The organism is Aliikangiella maris, from assembly GCF_040719265.1.
Classification (GTDB): Bacteria; Pseudomonadota; Gammaproteobacteria; order Enterobacterales; family Kangiellaceae; genus Aliikangiella; species Aliikangiella maris.
Genome location: NZ_JBFDAH010000011.1, coordinates 118,904 through 138,637, shown reverse-complemented (window position 1 = coordinate 138,637; position 19,734 = coordinate 118,904). Strand labels below are relative to the sequence as shown.

The 19,734-nt window shown below is 38.1% G+C and carries 19 protein-coding genes; 5 read left to right on the top strand and 14 right to left on the bottom strand.

Annotation, left to right across the window (positions count from 1 at the left end; translation table 11 throughout):
- The gene (locus tag ABVT42_RS12180; protein WP_353895917.1) at positions 1-3,096 is read left to right on the top strand and encodes an efflux RND transporter permease subunit; all 3,096 of its coding nucleotides are present in this window, start codon (positions 1-3) and stop codon (positions 3,094-3,096) included.
- Positions 3,097-3,179: 83 nt separating this feature from the next.
- Here ABVT42_RS12180 and ABVT42_RS12175 read toward each other — a convergent pair whose 3' ends face one another.
- The 3 genes from ABVT42_RS12175 to ABVT42_RS12165 all read right to left on the bottom strand — a co-directional run bounded on the left by ABVT42_RS12175 (position 3,180) and on the right by ABVT42_RS12165 (position 6,563).
- A complete protein-coding gene (locus tag ABVT42_RS12175) occupies positions 3,180-3,722 on the bottom strand; it encodes a hypothetical protein (RefSeq protein ID WP_353895918.1) in 543 nt (180 codons plus the stop codon).
- A 312-nt stretch (positions 3,723-4,034) separates the two neighbouring features.
- Complete coding sequence (locus tag ABVT42_RS12170; protein ID WP_353895919.1) at positions 4,035-5,009, bottom strand: LysR substrate-binding domain-containing protein; 975 nt, start codon at positions 5,007-5,009, stop codon at positions 4,035-4,037.
- A gap of 651 nt (positions 5,010-5,660) precedes the next feature.
- Positions 5,661-6,563 (bottom strand): 5'-nucleotidase, encoded by a 903-nt coding sequence (locus ABVT42_RS12165; protein WP_353895920.1) that lies wholly within the window; start codon positions 6,561-6,563, stop codon positions 5,661-5,663.
- Between the two features lie 132 nt (positions 6,564-6,695).
- Between ABVT42_RS12165 and ABVT42_RS12160 the strand changes: the two genes are divergently transcribed.
- From ABVT42_RS12160 to ABVT42_RS12150, 3 genes are all read left to right on the top strand, one after another.
- Positions 6,696-8,354 (top strand): response regulator, encoded by a 1,659-nt coding sequence (locus tag ABVT42_RS12160; protein WP_353895921.1) that lies wholly within the window; start codon positions 6,696-6,698, stop codon positions 8,352-8,354.
- An 8-nt stretch (positions 8,355-8,362) separates the two neighbouring features.
- Positions 8,363-9,043 carry a sensor histidine kinase gene (locus ABVT42_RS12155; protein ID WP_353895922.1) on the top strand — a complete coding sequence of 227 codons (681 nt, stop codon included), beginning with the start codon at positions 8,363-8,365 and terminating at the stop codon, positions 9,041-9,043.
- Positions 9,044-9,109: 66 nt separating this feature from the next.
- Positions 9,110-9,883 (top strand): hypothetical protein, encoded by a 774-nt coding sequence (locus ABVT42_RS12150; protein ID WP_353895923.1) that lies wholly within the window; start codon positions 9,110-9,112, stop codon positions 9,881-9,883.
- Positions 9,884-9,914: 31 nt separating this feature from the next.
- On the opposite strand, the gene ABVT42_RS12145 is transcribed toward ABVT42_RS12150, so the two are convergent.
- Together ABVT42_RS12145 and ABVT42_RS12140 are read right to left on the bottom strand one after the other, a co-directional pair.
- The gene (locus tag ABVT42_RS12145; RefSeq protein WP_353895924.1) at positions 9,915-10,391 is read right to left on the bottom strand and encodes an STAS domain-containing protein; all 477 of its coding nucleotides are present in this window, start codon (positions 10,389-10,391) and stop codon (positions 9,915-9,917) included.
- A complete protein-coding gene (locus ABVT42_RS12140) occupies positions 10,391-11,602 on the bottom strand; it encodes a response regulator (protein WP_353895925.1) in 1,212 nt (403 codons plus the stop codon). Before ABVT42_RS12140 ends, ABVT42_RS12145 begins: the two co-directional genes overlap by 1 nt.
- A gap of 158 nt (positions 11,603-11,760) precedes the next feature.
- Between ABVT42_RS12140 and ABVT42_RS12135 the strand changes: the two genes are divergently transcribed.
- Entirely contained in the window at positions 11,761-12,066 is a 306-nt protein-coding gene (locus tag ABVT42_RS12135) for a PilZ domain-containing protein (RefSeq protein ID WP_353895926.1), read from the top strand.
- 396 nt (positions 12,067-12,462) lie between these two features.
- Here the strand turns inward: ABVT42_RS12135 and ABVT42_RS12130 are convergent, their stop codons facing one another.
- The 9 genes from ABVT42_RS12130 to ABVT42_RS12090 all read right to left on the bottom strand — a co-directional run bounded on the left by ABVT42_RS12130 (position 12,463) and on the right by ABVT42_RS12090 (position 19,731).
- Positions 12,463-13,176 carry an MlaA family lipoprotein gene (locus ABVT42_RS12130; RefSeq protein ID WP_353895927.1) on the bottom strand — a complete coding sequence of 238 codons (714 nt, stop codon included), beginning with the start codon at positions 13,174-13,176 and terminating at the stop codon, positions 12,463-12,465.
- Positions 13,177-13,326: 150 nt separating this feature from the next.
- On the bottom strand, positions 13,327-13,785 hold the full coding sequence (locus ABVT42_RS12125) for an HvfA family oxazolone/thioamide-modified RiPP metallophore (protein WP_367023841.1): 459 nt from the start codon (positions 13,783-13,785) through the stop codon (positions 13,327-13,329).
- Positions 13,786-14,479: 694 nt separating this feature from the next.
- On the bottom strand, positions 14,480-15,184 hold the full coding sequence (locus ABVT42_RS12120; protein WP_353895929.1) for a tetratricopeptide repeat protein: 705 nt from the start codon (positions 15,182-15,184) through the stop codon (positions 14,480-14,482).
- Positions 15,177-15,578 (bottom strand): cytochrome c-type biogenesis protein, encoded by a 402-nt coding sequence (locus ABVT42_RS12115; protein WP_353895930.1) that lies wholly within the window; start codon positions 15,576-15,578, stop codon positions 15,177-15,179. Before ABVT42_RS12115 ends, ABVT42_RS12120 begins: the two co-directional genes overlap by 8 nt.
- Positions 15,579-16,127, bottom strand: a complete 549-nt coding sequence (locus ABVT42_RS12110; protein WP_353895931.1) for a DsbE family thiol:disulfide interchange protein — start codon at positions 16,125-16,127, stop codon at positions 15,579-15,581.
- A 32-nt stretch (positions 16,128-16,159) separates the two neighbouring features.
- Complete coding sequence (locus ABVT42_RS12105; protein ID WP_353895932.1) at positions 16,160-18,205, bottom strand: heme lyase CcmF/NrfE family subunit; 2,046 nt, start codon at positions 18,203-18,205, stop codon at positions 16,160-16,162.
- 5 nt (positions 18,206-18,210) lie between these two features.
- On the bottom strand, positions 18,211-18,663 hold the full coding sequence (gene ccmE / locus ABVT42_RS12100; protein ID WP_367023838.1) for a cytochrome c maturation protein CcmE: 453 nt from the start codon (positions 18,661-18,663) through the stop codon (positions 18,211-18,213).
- Positions 18,664-18,676: 13 nt separating this feature from the next.
- Positions 18,677-18,961, bottom strand: a complete 285-nt coding sequence (gene ccmD / locus ABVT42_RS12095; protein ID WP_353895934.1) for a heme exporter protein CcmD — start codon at positions 18,959-18,961, stop codon at positions 18,677-18,679.
- A gap of 26 nt (positions 18,962-18,987) precedes the next feature.
- Positions 18,988-19,731: a heme ABC transporter permease gene (locus tag ABVT42_RS12090; RefSeq protein WP_353895935.1), complete on the bottom strand. Its 744-nt coding sequence runs from the start codon at positions 19,729-19,731 to the stop codon at positions 18,988-18,990.
- Positions 19,732-19,734 lie beyond the last annotated feature (3 nt).

Below are 19,734 nucleotides of genomic sequence, written 5' to 3'. Positions count from 1 at the left end.
ATGTGGTTTACCAAACTGGCATTAAAACGCCCGGTTACCGTATCGATGATTTTTGTATGTACTGTGGTAATGGGACTAGCCGCCAGCCGACTGCTTCCACTAGAGTTCTTTCCGACGGTGCAATTTCCTGGCGTGTTTGTACACGCCAACTACCCTGGCGCCACGCCACAAGAAATTGAAAAAAGTATTACTCGCCCCCTCGAGGAAACACTGGCCACTATCGGCGCTGTTCAGCAAATGCAATCCAATACAACACGCGATTTTGGTCAAGTATTTATGCTATTTGACTGGGGTGTTAATGCAAAGCTCAAAGGTATTGAAGCGCGTGAAAAGGTCGATGCGATAAAGGCAGAACTCCCTGAAGACTTACGACGCGTACAAATATTTACGGGTAGTACAAATGATCAACCCATCATAGAAGCGCGGCTCTCGGCAGATACCGATTTAAGTGATGCATTTCAGGTATTAAATCGTCAACTTAAGCAAAGAATAGAGAGAATTCCTGGCGTTTCCAAAGTAGAAATTCACGGTGTTGCCCCCAAAACCTATCAGATTGAATTAATTCCTGAACGAATTTCAGCTTATCATATCGATATCAATCAATTAATGCGGACATTACAAAGCGCCAATAGCTTAACTTCTGCGGGCGAAATTAATAACCAAAATCACAGTATTCGGATTACCGTCAATCAGGAATTTTCCAGTAAAGATGATATCGAAAATTTTGTTATCAATTCACAAGGACTTAAACTTTCAGATATTGCCAAAATCAGTTATGCCAAAGAAGAAATCGAAATCGGCCGACATCTTGATAGAAAATATGCCGTTGGTATTAATATTACTCGTGAAGCCGATGCTAATTTGGTAAAAACAGCCGATCTTATTATTGAAGAAATGAAAAAAATCGAAGAGTTACCTGAGTTTACTGGTATAAAATTATTTGTTATGGAAAACCAGGCAGATGGCGTGACCAGTTCAATAAAGGATATCGCTCAATCTGGCCTGTTAGGATTTTTACTTTCATCAGTGGTACTCTTTCTATTTTTAAGAGATATACGACTAACCTTAATTGTCTCACTGGCAGTTCCGTTCTCATTACTGATAACTTTTGCAGCCATGTATTTTCTCAATATCAGCATTAATATTTTATCCATGATGGGATTAATGCTGGCGGTAGGTATGTTGGTTGATAATGCTGTCGTGGTCAGTGAAAGTATTTTTGGTTATCGTCAGCAAATGCCTGATAACCCGGTCGAAGCAACATTAAAAGGCGTTAAAGATGTTGGTATACCCGTTGTGGCCGGCACCATTACCACAGCAATTGTATTTTTACCCAACATCATTGGCGAAAAAATGGATATCACCATATTCTTAAGTCATGTTGCCGCAACCATAATTCTTTCCTTGGTTGCCTCATTGTTTATCGCAACAACGATTATCCCACTGTGCTTAAGTCGTTTAAAATCGGAAACTAAAAAAATTAGCCATACCGACACAATTAAAGAACACGGGCGCTACTCTGCAATGATTTCCTGGTTGATGCGACATCCAGTCATCGCGGCCTTTGTTGCGATTTTTTTCCTGGTATCTATGGTTATTCCCCAGAAATTTGTCAAATCAGATATGTTCCCTGATGAAGAAAACTCAAGACTGTTCTTTTTATATAACATTCAAGGCGATTATGAAATTGAAAAAGTTGAACAAGCCGTATTTCAAGTAGAAAACTTCCTGTATTCTCACCAAGAAGAATTAGATATTAAAAATGTTTACTCTTTCTATTCGAATAACCAAGCAGGTTCAACATTATTATTGGTTGATGATGATCAACGAACAAAAACCAATAAAGAAATTCGAGAGTTTGTCGAAAAAAACATGCCTAAACTGGCTATTGCTCGCCCATCTTTTGATCGCCGTCGAGGTGGAGGTCAAGATGCACTGACTATCGGTATTAATGGTGAAGACACTGATACATTGCTGGATATTTCCAGACAGGTAATGCCCATCTTGCAAAATATTAAAGGAGTAACTCATGTAAAACCTGCAACACAACAAGGTAGTCAAGAAGTTAAGGTTAAATTAAACACAACCCGATTAAACCAGTTAGGTTTAACCCCTCAGTCAGTCGCACGCACAATATCGATTGCCTTGCGCAAGCAACAGTTAAAAACCTTTCGCTCAGACTTCGGTGAAACAGACATTACTTTAACTTTTGTTGACCGTAAGCAAGCCACTATTAATGACTTGGCAGGCCTACCAATAGAATTACCTAATCCTAAACCAGGCTCCCCCACCAACGTCAGACTGGCGTCGATTAGCCAATTACAAGTGACCCAATCATTACCGCAAATTACCCGTTTTGATAGGAAAACCTCGGTGCGTCTAACGTTAGATTACTCAGACACCACGGCAAAAGAAATTCGCGAAGCGACCAATCAGTTAATGAAGGATATTACACTACCAGATGGCTATAACTGGGGCTTTGGACGCAGTACAGAACGAGAAGAAAAAATTGGTCGAATCATGATGACGAATATGTTGTTGGCAGTATTGATGATATTTATCGTGATGGCAGCACTGTTTGAATCTCTCATGTTACCGTTAGTCGTGATAACTTCAATCGCTTATGCTATCACCGGTGTTTACTGGTATTTCTTATTTACCGACACAACATTTTCGATGATGGCACTCATCGGAATATTAGTTTTAATGGGTGTAGTAGTAAACAATGGGATTGTCTTGGTTGACCGAATTAACCACTATCGAGCAGAGGGAATTGAAAAGAGAGAAGCTATTTTACATGCCGCAAACGACCGCATCAGACCTATTTTAATGACGGTTTTAACTACGATACTAGGATTATTGCCATTAAGCTTGGGAGATACTCAATTAGGCGGCGGAGGCCCCCCTTATTTTCCGATGGCCAGAGCAGTCATTGGCGGGCTGGCTTATTCGACAGTCACGACACTCATTTGTTTACCAATAATTTATTTGTTCTTGGATTATACTCGAGACTTTTTCACCAGATTGTGGCATGCAATTGGTTTTCATGGCACCAATTGGAACTTTAAAAATTTACGCTTGGAATCAAAAAAATAATTGCGTCATTGATTAACTATTATTGATAGAAAATTTAATTGGCAGCATCGATTCATATTAATAGTTGTTGCTTATTTTTTTGATTATAGTCGACTAAGTTTTTCTTTAATTCGCTTGGTGATAGCCGTTTTGGTTTTTTCGGAAATATCACCATTTTGGTATTCTTTGATCACTATTTCCTCAACTTTAGTTAACAAACTATCGACCGTATGACTTTTTTCCAAGATAACGGAATCATCCTGACCAAAAAGACTAATATGGCGATCACTGCGCCGTCCAATACGCATTAGTCTTTCAAAATAACTATTTTGGCCTCGTCGTCCCTCGATCAGATCAGCAGCAGTTGCAACAATTGATATTGGGCTGAGTAGAACATCTCGAAGGGCATCAAATAAAAGCTTTATCTGAAAGAAAAACAACTGCCTTAAAGGGTGACTGGTAGACTCTGTATTATTGCTGTTCTCTTGTTTTAACTTAGTCTTGTATTTGAGGTCTGATTCATCGTCATAACGACTATCAAGTTGTTCATCTTGACGATTCGCATTTTGCTCATCGAGTCCTGTGCCTGTACTTTGGTTCACATCCTGGTTGTCTGTCACATGGGAGTCATTGTTATTATTTTGCATTAAATTAATTTTCACCAAGTGTTTTTTTCTACACGCATTTTACAAAATATCGCCACCATATCACAAGCAAAGTGAGCTGGGGAATAATTACTCTTTGAAATATCGACAGATTTGAAATATCAACACAATGGTAGAGCAAGAACAATAAATAGCGTTCTTGCTTAGCGTAAACTGAAGTAATCTCGCCAAAGCTTTGCAGAGACACCTTTTTGTTCTCTCAAAAAACCATCCTTAGTTATTTAATAAATAACCAAAGTATTCCTCAAAAGAGTATCAAATAAAATCATCAAACAGTAACCACCAAAAGACGTATTACAGTACAGGAATTTGATTAGTATCAACCAGTTTAGATATTTTATTTGAAGACTTAGTCAGTTGCGATTGAAGAATTAAATCTTTCGTAAGTTGTGGCGCTAAGGTCTCAATGAAAGCAAAAATATATTCACGAAAATACAGATTACGGTCAAAAACAACATTCACTAGAGAGGGTTCAAAAAGATGATCGATCGGAATTTTAACCAAATCACTGTCGGCTTCTTTCTCATATGCCATATTTGCAATAATACCAACCCCGAGCCCCATTCGCACATAAGACTTGATCACTTCACAGTCTGCTGCGCTAAAAACAATTTCAGGTGAAAAACCATGTTCTTTAAAACGGGTTAGAATTGGATTCTTATCTCCGCCAGGGCTGGTATGAGTCAACAAGGGATACTGGGCCAAAATATCAAAATTAATATTTTCTTTTTTGTTCAATGGATGGGATGCCGGCACGACAATGCAACGAGTCCAGTAGAAACAAGGTAAATGAATCTTTTCAACAAATCCATTTTCACCCTCATGTGCAAGTGCAAAATCTAGTTTCCCTTCATCTAAATCAGAATTAGTTTGCTTGCCGCTACTTTGGAAAATATGCATGGCAACACGAGAATATTGTTTGCGATACGACTCAACCACTTTCGGCAAAAAGTAACGCGAAAAGGTATGCGTTGTTGAAAGATTCAGTCGCCCTTCTTTGTGATTAACATGACTGGCAGCGATGTCCTGAATTTTTCTCACTTGTTTGAGGATATGTTCAGCCACCGGTAATATTTCTCGGCCTGCTGGTGTGATATTTGTTAAGTGCTTTCCACTCCTGACAAATACCTCAACACCTAATTCGTCCTCCAATAATCGAATTTGTTTACTAATTCCTGGCTGAGAGGTAAATAAACTTTCCGCTGTTGCAGAAACATTTAACTGATTTCTGGCTACCTCAAATATGTATTTAATTTGTTGAAGTTTCATGAGTTTCCAAAATGAAAAGGTAAATTAGGTATCACCAACGACCATTTATGCACACATTCTGGTACTATTTTTAAAATAGAAACACGCTAAAACCAATCTCAACTAAAATCCATCCTGGCACTTATAGTAAAATCGTTTAAAGCTCAGAATTACTATAAGAATAGTCCCATTTTTCCAATTCACAAGAAAATCAATCGAAATCCTTCTAAAACTCAAAAAAATCCTGGTGAATGTTGAATAAGATACGAAACAGTCTTTAGACTGAGTCATGCTTAACGCGTTGCTGGCAATCTTAGAATTGATATATTCTTTCGATTTTTGCGTATGCACGCAACTCATTGTAAAAGCCAGGTTCACCTTCGCCATTCATTATGAATCCACTTCTGAATTAATTGTTATAGCAATTTGATTCTATTCAACTTTATTTTGATTTACAGTGAAATGAAGCAAGTAATGTGATGACTTGACTTGAATTGAATTGAATTGAAGAGAGTCGATTTGAAGTAAAATAATGTAACTTATTTTAATATAACTCCAATTGATTAGCTCAAACATACTACTTTTAAGATTAAACAACTGGGTGGATTATAAAATGCAGTTAAACTGCTAAAGCTAGTGTTTGACAATCTGCCTATAAATTCATTAAGTAAATTAATCATTGGCAACGCCATGAGGTACATGGCCAGTTGCCACATGAATCGATGCATCATCACAGTGAGTTGCCTGATCATCAAAAAATACATCGGCACCGAATGCACGTAAAAATTTTCCTTTGGGCATACCGCCAAGAAATAAGGCTTCATCAATACGAATGTTCCAGTCTCTCAGCGTTTTAATTACTCGCTCATGAGCCGGGGCGGAGCGCGCAGTAACCAGTGCAGTTCGAATTGGGCAGTTGTCGGGAGTATAATCTTGTTGTAAACGATGTAAAGCCGCCAGAAAATTCTTAAATGGCCCACCAGCCAATGGCACATTCGCTTCTGCTGTTTCGTTTTCGGTAAATGCTCGGAGCCCTTGATTTTTATATATTTTTTCAGATTCATCAGAGAATATTACCGCGTCGCCATCAAATGCAATCCGTAGCTCTTGCGATACTTCCGCCTGATTGCCTTGACGCGGCAAAATGGTCGCTGCGGCAAAACCATCTTTTAAGGCAGCCCTTACATCTGACGGATCGGTTGATAGAAACAGATGAGAAGCAAACGCTGGTACATAACGATACGGGCTACGACCACTCGAAAAGGCCGCTCTGGTAATATTTAATTGATAATGTTGTATTGAGTTAAAGATTCTTAGCCCAGTATCCGCACTATTACGAGATAATAAAACCACCTCAACAACAGGCTTTTCAACCGTTTGCTGATTCAGCTTTAATAGTTTTTCGACGATTGGGAAGGCGCTGCCAGGTTGTAATGGAATGTCTTCATGTTCAATTTGATAGTCTGAATATGCCTTGATCCCTTGCTGCTCAAATATCTGGTGACTTTCAGTTAAATCAAACAAAGCTCTCGAAGATATCGCAATTACCAGTTTTTCATCAATTTTTGGTGACATTTTTTTACCTAAAATAGAAGATTTCAGATTTATCTCATTATTATAACTATACTTCTAATATCTTTTAAGAATGGCCTTGAGCTGTAATAGCGCGAAAGGCTATCAGTATTTAACCAACCTGTCAGCAAGATAATGTCTGAAAATGTATTATTAGCTAAAAAGCCCTTGGTGCGCTACTCACAAAAGACGGTATTAATTATTGAAGACTTTACCGAGTTTGCGCGATCGCTACGAGGAATGATGCAACGGATGGGCAGTAAAAACATCTCCTTGGTCTATAATGGTGAAGATGCTATTCAAGCTTGTCGAGAGCGTAAGTTCGATATTATTCTCTCGGACTATAATTTAGGTAATACCAAAGATGGACAGCAAGTATTAGAAGAGCTGATTTCATTTAATCTCCTGAAAACCAATTCTGTGTTTATCATGATTACTGCAGAAAATACCACTGCTATGGTAATGGGTGCGCTCGAATTTCAGCCAGATAGCTATTTAACAAAACCTTTTAGCGGCAGTATATTAAAGTCGAGACTAGATAAGGCTATCCATAAAAAGGAAATACTCTCGCCTGTGTCACAGCTAATGAATAAAAAGCGCTGGAAAGAAGCAATCAGCACTAGTGATGAATTAATCCAACAGCACCCTAAATTTCGTATGGCTTTTCTCAGATTAAAGTTTAATTGCCTGAGAAAACTTAAAGCTTATGATAAAGCGCTAGAATTAACGACCCAAATAGTCAATGAGCGCCCCATTCCTTGGGCAATGTTAGGTGTTGGCGAAATATTTTATGCCAAAAATGAGCTAACTAAAGCGGCCGACTTATTTACGGATATGACTAATGAATTTCCGATGGTCATTGAAGCATATGACTGGCTAGCCAAAGTTTTACACGAGCAGGGTCGTCCTATTGAGGCTCAAAACACCTTACTTAAAGCCGTTGAGCGCTCGCCGAAAGCGCTACATCGTCAAAAACTGCTCGGTGATATTGCCGAAGAAAATGACGATGTGGACACAATGACTCAGGCATTTAGACAAGCGGTCAAGTTTGGGAAAAACTCAGCTTTTTCAACCCCCGACGAATATATTAAACTAACCAAATCTATCGGCATGCAACTAAAGGGGAATTCCGATGCAGATCGGAGTAAACTCATTGCCGAAAGCGAAACAGTTTTTGAATCGTTAGATCGTCGTTTTAAAGAAAATCCTACTGTACAATTTAGAAGTGCGGTTGCTCATGCAGACTTCAGTTCAATTACACAAGACGAACAAAAAATGCAGAAGTACTTGAACGCAGCAAATAAATACTACAACCGTATAGAAGAACATATTGGTTCAAAAGAAAGTATCGAAATATCAGAGTCATTAAAACATCTAGGACAAAATGAATTAGCCGAATCAATTTTAGAAGAAGCCGTTGAGCAGTATTTTGATGACCCTGACTTTTTACAAAAAGCCGAAAAGCTTACAACCAATAAGAATTTAATTGCTAATAGCAAAAAAGCCAACCAGTTAAATAATAAGGCTATCGAAAGTTTTAGAGTGAAAGATTTCAGTTCAGCAATTGATTATTTTTCACAAGCCTCAGAAATTGCTCCCAATAACGTTAATATTAATTTGAATCATGTACAGTCGTTATTGAAAAGAGCACAAAGCTCTAAAAATAAAAATAATGACTTGAGTAAAGCTGAAAAAATTCTATCCAGTATTACCAAGCTTTCTCCTGAAGACAGTCGATACTCTCGTTATTCTGAGTTATCACGTTTAACCCAACTTATGATTCAAAGTCTTTAAGGTGTGAGATGAATAATCAAAATGAAAATATTTTTAGTACAATCCTAGCATCAACAGTACATGACATGAAAAACTCATTGGGTATGTTACTCAACGCATTCAATCGCTTACTCAACGATTTGCCCAAAGAAAAAGCTTCACCCGAATATGGCATTGTTCAATATGAATCTTCTCGAGTAAACAATGCAATGATGCAATTACTCGCCTTATATAAAATTGAAAACAATCAATTACCATTTAATCCCAGTTATCATAACTTGTATGACTTTATCGAAGAGCAAATCATTGCCAATGAACCACTTTTACAGGCAAAAGGATTTAGCTACCAGATTGAGGCCGATGATATGACTGAGGCCGTATTTGACGAATCTCTACTCTCTATGGTGTTATCGAATATTATTGGTAATGCGATTCGTTATGCACATTCACAAATTTTAATCTCCGCTGAAGTTACAGATTCCGTTGAAATTGCAATTTATGATGATGGTCCGGGTTATCCTGGACCAATGTTGGAACTGGCGGGTAATTATATGTTAGGTATTAATCAATCAACTGGTAGCACGGGATTAGGTTTGTTTTTTGCCCAACAGGTAGCCGAGTTGCATTATCATGGTGAAAAAAAAGGGAAAATATTGTTAAATAATGGTGGCCGACTGGGAGGCGGTGTTTTCAAGATTATTATTCCCTGACCCCAAAAGAGAATCTATTGAATTTAACCATAAAAATAAAAAACAAAGCTTTTAAGTAGAAATTGAATGAACTTTACAATTATTTTATCGATTACAATTATTTTGATTGGCTGCGTTGCAGTGATCACCTTTATTCAAAAACGGGAAGAACAAAAAGCAGCACTACGCCAACGCATTAGTCAGTATCGCTACCGAGCCAATCAGGCATCAACCATATTGAGTAATATCAGTCATTTACCGGTGGGCCCCGAAACCAGAAAAATACTGATCCAGTACACACTGGCTAATCTTAAAGCGATTCAGCATTTAGTACCTGATGATTCAACTAATAACCGAAATATTGATATTTTAAAAGAGAACCTTAACCAACCCGCTTCTCCAGTAGATAGTCAGAGCCTGAATATACCGAGTGATTTAGAACAACTCAAAGTTCAAATTAATCAGTTATCAAAACTGGCAAAATATATTCTTAAAGTACGCAAAACCAGTGGCGGGCTTAGTGGCCTGGTGCCGCAAGCTATCAATCGTATCATGGGCTTGATTTCTGAATCTAAAATTTGTGCTTACATTCAGCAAGGTAAAGACTCATTGGCCAAACACGAATATGTTCAGGCGCAGCGCGAATTTTCAACAGCACAAGTAATGATGGCCAAAGTGACCAATAAAAATGAACGCTTGAAAAAACTGGAAAAAGACTTACTCGAATTAATTATGAGTACTCCGCAAAAAGCCTTTAATACCGAACTTTCTTTTGACGATGCACCAAAGCAGGAGCCTACCGAAGTATCACAGGATGAGGCACCTGATGACACTTTATTTGGCCCTAAAAAGAAATGGTGAAGCCAATCAGCTAATGTGGCATACCCTGTAACTACTTTAAAACATTAGTTATATCGGTATATAGCGCTTTATTCTCCTGACTTAATTCAGCGAGATTGCGGTGAGCTTCAATAACACGTCTTAAAACCGTTTCATCATCTTGTGGTTGGGCCACCAATTCTTCGAGTTCTTCGATTGGCTGACGATGATTATCAAAGACCAGACTAAAAACCTGGTCAAAACAAACACGTTTTATAATGTTTGTCAGTTCACCTGGTGCCATAAATATAACTGGTCGTTTCTCGGTACGTTTTTTCATTTCAATGGCAACTTTTGCCAGTAATCCCAATGCAGTACTATCGAGTATTTCTGCATCTTCGAGATCTATAGCAATTTCATTACACGGGTTTTCAGCAAAAAGCGTATCAATGTACGCCTCTAACCCTGAACAATGAGAATATCTTACGGTGCCAACAAACTTGATATAGTCAATACCATCGACACTTGCAGCGTATATTGCTCCATCCATTATGGGTTTTCCTTTGAAACAATAAAAATAGTAATATCATCCGGCATATTTGACTTAGAGTAGCCTTTTACCGGGCTCATAAATGAATTTATATCCAATGGATTTTTCGCGACAAAATCCAATAAAAGAGATTCCTCAGCAGGCGAATCATTAGTTGAATGTAATTCCAGCCAACCATCGGAAACCATAACCAGTTTAAAATCATTCGCAATTGGCATAGTCTTATTTTCAAAACCAGCCCAATCGAATAGACCGACAGGAAATCCACCATCTTTGAGTAAGTTGATTTGTTGATTATTATAAATAATAGGAGCAGGATATTGTCCCGCAACAGAATAATTCAGCTGATTTAAGACCACATCAATTACCGCATAAAATACCGTGATATGCTTTCCGAGATTGGCGCCGATCAATTCTCGATTTAGATATTTTATAAATTCGGCAGGATTGATAATGGCCTCATTCTCACCCAGACGATATTGTCTTAATGGTTGATTTATCAAACTTTTTAAAGTCATGGTAACAAATGCAGCGGCCGCACCATGACCTGATACGTCGGCGATATAAAACCCTAGATAGCGGTCAGAAATTTGAAAGTAATCGATAAAGTCACCACTTAGATTGAGTGATGGAATGATCATGTGTTGAAATCTAAAACCTTGAATGGTTGCATCGGGTTCTGGTAGTAACTGTAACTGAGCCCTTCTGCCAGCTTCTTGATCCTGTTGCAGAAGTTCTAGATTGCGCTCCAGCTCGTTATTTGCAAGCTCTAACTCCTTTCTATAAGCCTTATTTTCCTCTTCAAGCTGATGCCTTCTGAGCGCATTAATAATGGCATTTTCTAACACAGCCATATCGGTAATAGGTTTAACCAGATAATCGAGTGCCCCAAGACGCAACGCCTCTACAACGTCCTGTATCTGACCAGCGCCAGAGACAATAATAATCGGTGTGTTAGGTGAAATTTCATTCAACTTACGCAACACTTCAAGTCCGTCCATGCCGGGCATACGTAAGTCGCAAAGCACAACATCCGGGTTAAACTCACAGAAGTGCTCGATACCCTGTTGGCCGTCAACGGCTTCAAAAACCTGATATCCACTATCTTCGAGATAAATAACAACACTCTCTCTAACCAGCGGTTCATCATCGATTACCAGCACTTTACTGGTATTAAACATCGGCTCTAGCCCTGTTTTCCCCGAATCCATGCAAACGATCCACCTCACCTTGAAGAACGGTCTTATTGTATGAATTTATAACATACCATTAAATAATCACAAGAAATAGTTGCGCGTTTTTGATTGACGTCTTATTGTTTATAAACGAAAATCAATTATATCCTATTAGAACTGCTAGGAGGTACTTAATGCCGTCAATGAATAAGGATTATGAAGAAAAAAGAAACTTTATTCGGATGTTTGTCGACGCAAAAGTCACTATTACTGATACCGATACTGGAAATAAATATGAAGGTGACAGTAAAAATTTAAGTGGTGACGGAGTAATGTTTATCACCGATCAAAAATTTACAATGGGTCAGATCTTAGAAGTAGATATTCGATCGGAGCAAAGCAAATTACCTCCATTGCAAGCAAAATTTGAAGTAAAACGAGTAGAAGTACTAGACGATGGACGCTACGAAATAGCTGGAACCATCGATGGTGTAAAATAACTTATAGAATATATTAATGTGTTAAATAATTAGCGGTATGAATGTTGATGCGTTATTAAATCAGTTCATTAACTATTTAACACAATAAACCCCAAGCAGCAGAATATAAATTGCAAAGTTGATCAGTGCTCAATCTGATATTTTCTTAACTCTAGATTGGTAAACTCTAAATTGGTAAACGCTAGATAAAATAAGCAGGCAAGCTAAGTTATCCTCTTTCCTTAAAACAGCTTATTAATCAAACAAACCATAGGCAGAATGTTCAATCCTGGTAAAATCGTCAATTTTATCTCACCATTGTTAGCATGCAGTTTTTAATGATATGTATACTAAAATTTGTCCCATACGCTTGGTTTTAAAATCTTCTAGCAATTAAAAAATAGAAACCAGCCAAGATTAAAAGTCGCAGTCGTCAGGATTTTCACAGTCATCTTCAAATGGGATATTGCCGTCTAATACTTTATATCGACGATTTTGTAGATAAAAATCTCGAATAAACGCATATTCATCGGCAACATCGCGCAATTGATCTTCATACTTCATTAGTGCTGAACGTTGATCGACCAGTTGCAAAAACGTCAGTTGATTACGAGTTGGTATATGATTGATTTGATTGAACAAATCCAATTTTGAATCTGCAGGAAAAGCAGCTGTGTCACGTAACGTCGAAGGCCCCAAAAACGGGAGCATAATATATGGACCAGGATTCATTCCCCATGCCCCCAGAGTCTGTCCAAAATCTTCATCATGCTTCATCAATCCCATCTCTGTTGCCGGATCCCATAACCCAGCAATTCCAATGGTAGAATTAATAACAATTCGGCCCAAATCAGACATAGAGTCAACAACTTTGCCTTGCAACAAGTTATTCACCATAGTAGGTATGTCACCCAGATTAGCAAAAACATTACTGATCCCTTGCTCCACAATATCGGGTGTAACCGCTTTGTAACCTTGCGTTAATGGTTTAGCTATCGTCTTATCAACACTTTTATTGAAATCATAAACTTTACGGTTCCATTGCTCCCAAGGATCACCTTTATGAGTTGACTTACCAGCGCATCCGGTCATAGCGATAATGGTAACGATACAAGCCAAAATTCTGTACAAAATAGACACCCCAAAAGTACTTAAAATGTATTATCAATAAATGAATGATGAATGGTAAAAATTCAGCAGATAAATGCAGAAACTCCACCATCATATAAAATGAAGGTGGAGTTTACCAGATACACTTATATAAGAAATGTAAATATCGGTTTATTTACCGCCACACTTTCCTTCGCCGCACTTACCTTCTTTTTTACCTTTTTTGTCGCCACATTTTCCTTCGCCACACTTACCTTCTTTTTTACCTTTTTTATCGCCACATTTTCCTTCGCCGCACTTGCCTTCTTTTTTACCTTTTTTATCGCCACATTTTCCTTCGCCGCACTTGCCTTCTTTCTTACCTTTTTTGTCGCCACATTTTCCTTCGCCGCACTTACCTTCCTTTTTATCACCGCATTTTCCTTCGCCACACTTGCCTTCTTTTTTACCTTCTTTTTTACCTTTTTTGTCACCACATTTGCCTTCACCACATTTACCTTCTCCTGCCAGAGTCTGGATTTGTTGTGCTTTTTCTGCAAAAGGATTTGATTTTGCAGTGGCAACGTTGGCATAAACCGAAATCAAAAATAATGAACTGACCAAAGCGACAATTTTAGATAGTTTTTTCATGAGAGTTTAGCTCCTAAATGATTTAAATATATAAACCCGAATAGTTATGGGTAACTCATAGAGTTGGTTTCCCGCCAGATGTTACACACAAAAAAGCATTCGGCAATGGGCGTTGAGTCTTTTTTATAGCATATTTTTTGATTGTTTGCCGATCTTACATTAACTCACAGAATTAACCTAATAAACTAACCAATTGACTCCTCAATTAACCCATTGGCAAAGATGCACTAGTCACCTTCAGTTTGCAATAACAAAATGTGTATTTGTTCACAAAAATGCTTTGAAAATAAACAATTTTTATTATGGTGAACAGGTCGTTGGAAAGATAACCATTTTTAACTCAAAACACTATTCAAATAATCTTAAATAATATTCAGGTTAACTGATTTTCTGTAAAACAGAGATAAGAACAGTTCCAGCTATCAATAGACATCAAACAAGTGAGTAGATTTCAACCAAAATTCAATATGAAATTTATAACAATGAATCAAATTCTAGTCATTGTGAGGATTAGCCACAGAGCAAAAGCCGTGTACGAAAAACGATTGATTCAATCATTTTTAAATACATCACTCAACAGATATGTAGATTAATACGCTATAACAATTGCATATAGAACACTAAACAACCGCCATTGCGAGTGATCATTAAAATATCTATGCAAAATCAATAGCTAATATTTCTACCAACAACACTATTGTGATTCGAGAGCTTGTTGCGCTTCACTGATTTGCTGTTGAATGAAGTTTCTAGAGCGTTCTGACATTCCAGGTTGTGCAGCCAGATTAGTCCATACTTCAATAGCGGCTTCAAATTGCGCAAGTTTATAATAAACAAATCCCAAAGTTAACAAAGCGCTTTGATGATCAGGTGTTTGCTCAAGTACTTGCATTAACATATTAGCGGCTTGCTTTAAATCATCACTACTATCACCAGCACTCATTATTTGCGCAGTTGCGACAACCCAATCAGGATTATTGTCAACACGAACCGCACGCTGAAGTGAAGCCATTGCTAAATCACGCATTTGCAGATTTGCATACGCCTGACCTAATTCAAACCATAACTGTCCATTTTGTGGATTTTCAAATGCTTGAGTGCGTAATGCTAATATTAAATCTTGCATGTTCATTTCAACATTTGACAAATCACCATTATTGAGCAGTGTCTCTGCACTGTTTTTAACCCGATTCCAATCTGCTTGTTTTTTATAGGACCCCAGTTGAAAATAAGCAACCGGAGTAATGATCAAAAACAGCAACGGTAAAATCAGCATCAATTTATTATGATTATAAGCCTTTACGTTTGACGCTTGTTGATTGTCTGAAAAGGTTGAATAACAAACAAAAACTACACTAAAAATCAGAACAAGAATAATGGCAATCCATAATTCAGTCATTGTTAATTTCTTCCTTATTTCGACTGTACCAAATGAAAAAAGATACTAGGAATATTACTAAAAAAATAAACGGTCCTATCCACAAAAACCAGTTTGCTTCGTTAACTTCAGGTTTAAACAGAATAAATTCGCCATAACGTTGTTTCATGAAAGCTTTAATTTGCTCATCACTTTCGCCTGCTTTTATTTTTTCATAAACAATTTGTTTTAAATCTTCAGAAACAATGGAATTGGAATCAGCCAGACTTTGATTTTGACACGTTGGACAACGCAAAGTAACAATTAAATTTTTGAAGCGCTTTTCCTGTTCAGGAGAGTCAAATTCCATTAATTCTACAAACGCAAAAACTTTTAGCGATAAAAACAACAGGAGAAAAAAACTAAAACGCTGCATTTAAAACCCCTTTTTAATTTTATCGATTAATGGCATAAATCGAGAGTCAAAAACATCTTGGCTTACAACGCCAACATGTCGATAACGGACTTTGCCATTTGGTCCTATCAAAAATGTTTCAGGTGCACCATAAACCCCAAATTCAATTCCTAGTCGTCCATTATCATCAAATAAAATCTTTTCATAAGGATTACCCTGAGTTTTTAAAAAGTGTAATGCTTTTTCTTTTTTATCTCGGTAATTTAATCCAACGATTTGCAATTCCTTATTTTTAGCATATTCATTCCAATAAGGGTGTTCGGTATAACAAGCCGCACACCAACTTGCCCAAACATTAAGCAATGTAATTTTATTTTCAAATATCGCATTTGTATAAAGTCTTTTGTCATCCAGCAATTCTTTCACACTAAATTGAGGTACAGGCGAATCAATTAATTGAGAAGGTAATTTACTGGGGTCTTGCTGAAGCCCCCAAAAAAACAGCCCAATAAAGCCAAAAAATATGATGGCAATACTTGATATTTTAATTATTTTAGATTGATTACTCATACAACATTTCTTACTTATAAGCCAACAACAGATTAATTACTGGTAACTGATTGTTTACCGCTAACAGAATGATTCCCGGCAAGTGGATGCGGCTCACTCGTTACTGTGGGACTATCAGTCGACGGAACGTTAGCAGCCATTTTGGCTTTATGTTTGGCAAATCGTCTATCTAACGCAGCAATAACACCACCTAAGGCCATGAAAACAGCGCCCATCCAAATCCAGCGAATAAATGGTTTCACATAGATACGTACGCCCCATACACTCTCGCTGCTATCTAGTGGTTCACCTAGTGATATGTAAATATCTCTAAATATACCAGCATCAATTGAAGCTTCGGTCATCACCTGCTTACCAGCAAGATAAAAACGTTTTTCAGGTGCTAAAATACCAATAACCTCTTCATCACGAGAAACATTAAAGCTCACGCGAGAAGCTATATAATTTTGACCATTAACTTTCTCAGACTTCAGCAACTCAAATTGATAACCGGCAACGCTGACTACTTGCCCAGTTCGAATTCGCAAATCTTTTTCAACACTATGCAAACTGCTGATGACGATTCCACATAAGCATACCCCAACACCAATATGCGCAATTACCATTCCCCAACTAGCGCGAGACATTGCTGCAATTTTTTCAAAAACTGATGCAGATTTTTTACCGCTTTGCATAACAAAAAAGAAACTCGAAGACGCAATCCACAGCGATAACAACAAACCACCTAATACCCAAAGATAAAACTCACCTAACATCCAAGTCGCAGCAATAGCGCAAATCAGTGCAACGATTCCCATTTTTATTAGCGTACTTTTTAGTTTTGAAAAATCATGCTGCTTCCAATTCAACAAAGGACCAACGCCTAACATCGCAAACAGAATAAACATGGGCCATGGAAATACTGCGTTAAAGTATGGTGCGCCCACAGACATTTTGCGTCCAAACGCTTCGGCAAATAATGGGTAAAATGTGCCAAAAAATACAAAAAATGCCGCACATAAAAGCAGAATATTATTAACCAGCAAAAACATGTCTTTAGAAAGTACGGTAAATTTGACACTTCGGGTAATCTTGCCAGAACGGAATAAAAATAGAATTAAAGATACGCCAATAACTACGGCAATATAGGCAAGTATAAAGACGCCTCTAGCGGGGTCATTACTAAACGCATGGACCGAGGTTAGTACGCCCGAACGAATAATAAAAGTTCCTAATAAACTTAATGAAAATGTAGTCAATGACAAGGCTAGCGTCCATCTTTTAAATGAATCACGCTTGTCTGTTACGGCCAGAGAATGAATCAGTGCTGTTCCAGCTAGCCACGGCATAAATGAAGCATTTTCAGAAGGATCCCAGAACCACCAACCGCCCCAACCGAGTTCATAGTATGCCCACCAACTACCAAGTGCGATCCCCCCCGTTAAAAATGACCAAGCGCCTATAGCCCAAGGTCGAGTAAGTCTTGCCCAGTCAGCATCCCATTTGCCTTCAATTAAAGCCGCAATGGCAAAGGAAAAGGCAACGGCAAAACCTACATACCCCATATACAACATGGGAGGATGAAAAATCATACCAAAGTCTTGCAGTAAAGGGTTTAAATCTGCCCCATCAACCGGAAAGAAAGGAAGCGTTCGAGTAAAGGGATTTGAAGTAAACAGCAGGAAGGAAACAAACCCCGAAGATATTAATCCAAGTACCGCTAGAACTCGTGCATAGCGAACTAGCGGAAACTGCTGGGTTTTAATGGCAACCGCCAACATCCAACCCGATAAAATTAACACCCAAAGTAAAAATGACCCTTCGTGTCCTCCCCAAACGCCGGTAATTTTATAATAAACCGGCAGCAAAGAATTAGAATGCTGAGCGACATAAGTGACGGAAAAGTCATCAATTAAAAATGCATATTCGAGGCATAAAAAACTGCCAAACAATGAGGCAAATATCAAATAAGTCAGTGGCTTGGCTGAGTTAAGTAAAAAGCTGTGTCGTGTAAATGAACCAACCATTGGAAAAACGGCTAGCGCCAACGACATAAAAAATGCCAGTACTAATAAAAATTGTCCAAATTCCGCTTGCATGAGTTTTAATCTCTTTTAACTGGATGTCCGGCCCGCTCTAATGCATCTAAAACTTCAGGCGCTTTATATTCTTCGTCATGTTTAGCGAGTACGCTGCTGGCAACAAAAATACCTTGATTATCCATTTTGCCTAGCGCTACAACGCCTTGCCCCTCACGAAATAGATCAGGTAAAACTTTGTTATAGGTGACAGGAATATCAAGCTTTTGATCGGTGACAACAAAGCGAGTCTCTAATGCCGAATCAGCCCGCTCTACGTGCTCAACACTCCCCATTTTAACCAGACCACCAACCCGAATAACTTTATCAGTTGGCGCCATTCCCTGAGCTATTTCAGTCGGGGTATAAAACAAGTTCATTTTTTGATCGCTGGCATAAAGCACTAATCCAACGACAGTTGATACGGCTAACACACCGCCAATAATCGAAAAAAGTTTTTTACGTCTATGTGGTTTCATGGCCATATTGAAATTACCTCAACTCAATCTTTTCATTATCACTGATTGCTGTGACTGAGCGCTCATCACCAGTCAATTTATCATTCGTAGAACCTGACTTTTGATCATCAATAGCAGATGCTTTTTGCGAACGCTTTCGATAATACTGACTCAACGTGACCAGAGATTGATTAATCGCAGTTTTTGCGCGCCAATATTGAATTAACAATGCTAAAACGACAATTAAATAAGAAAGCCAAACAAAAAATCCATGACCGCCCATTGCTAAAAAATCAGATACAGAATCAAAATAAATCATAAATCAGATTATCTCTCGAAAACGAATTAACGACCAGTCTGCTCAACCAGTTTTTTAACCCAGTTAGCCTGTTTTTCGCGTAGCAGAATTTCAGCTCTAACCTTTAAAGTTAAGGTTAAAAAGAAATAAAACTTAAAAGCAAATATCATAATTAGCAGCGGCCATAACATTTCAATATCCATAGATGGCTTTTCAAACTTACTCAAGGTTGCTCCCTGATGTAGCGTATTCCACCACTCTACTGAAAAATGAATGATCGGGATATTGACCACGCCTACCAAAGCCAGGATTGCAGAAGCTTTATCGGCAGTCCTTTTGTCCTCAAAAGCATTATGTAATGCAATAAAACCCAGATACAAAAATAACAAAATTAGCTCAGATGTTAACCTGGCATCCCAAATCCAGTATGTTCCCCAGGTGGGACGCCCCCATATTGCCCCTGTTAATAAAGCTAGTGCGGTAAACATTGCGCCTATTGATGCACAACTGACCGAAACAATATGCGCCATCTTGATTTTCCATACCAGTCCAATTGCCCCCGTTATGGCCATGACCATATAGGCCATCATGGATAAATAAGCTGCTGGAACATGAATATACATAATTCGAACCGTATTACCCTGCTGATAATCCGCAGGCGACATCAACAGCCCAAGCACTAGTCCCACGACAAATAAAATCAGCATAATTCCACTAAACCAAGGAATAAGCCGTGCAGAAATCTCATAAAACCACTTTGGTGATGCTAATTGATAAAACCAATTCCACATAAG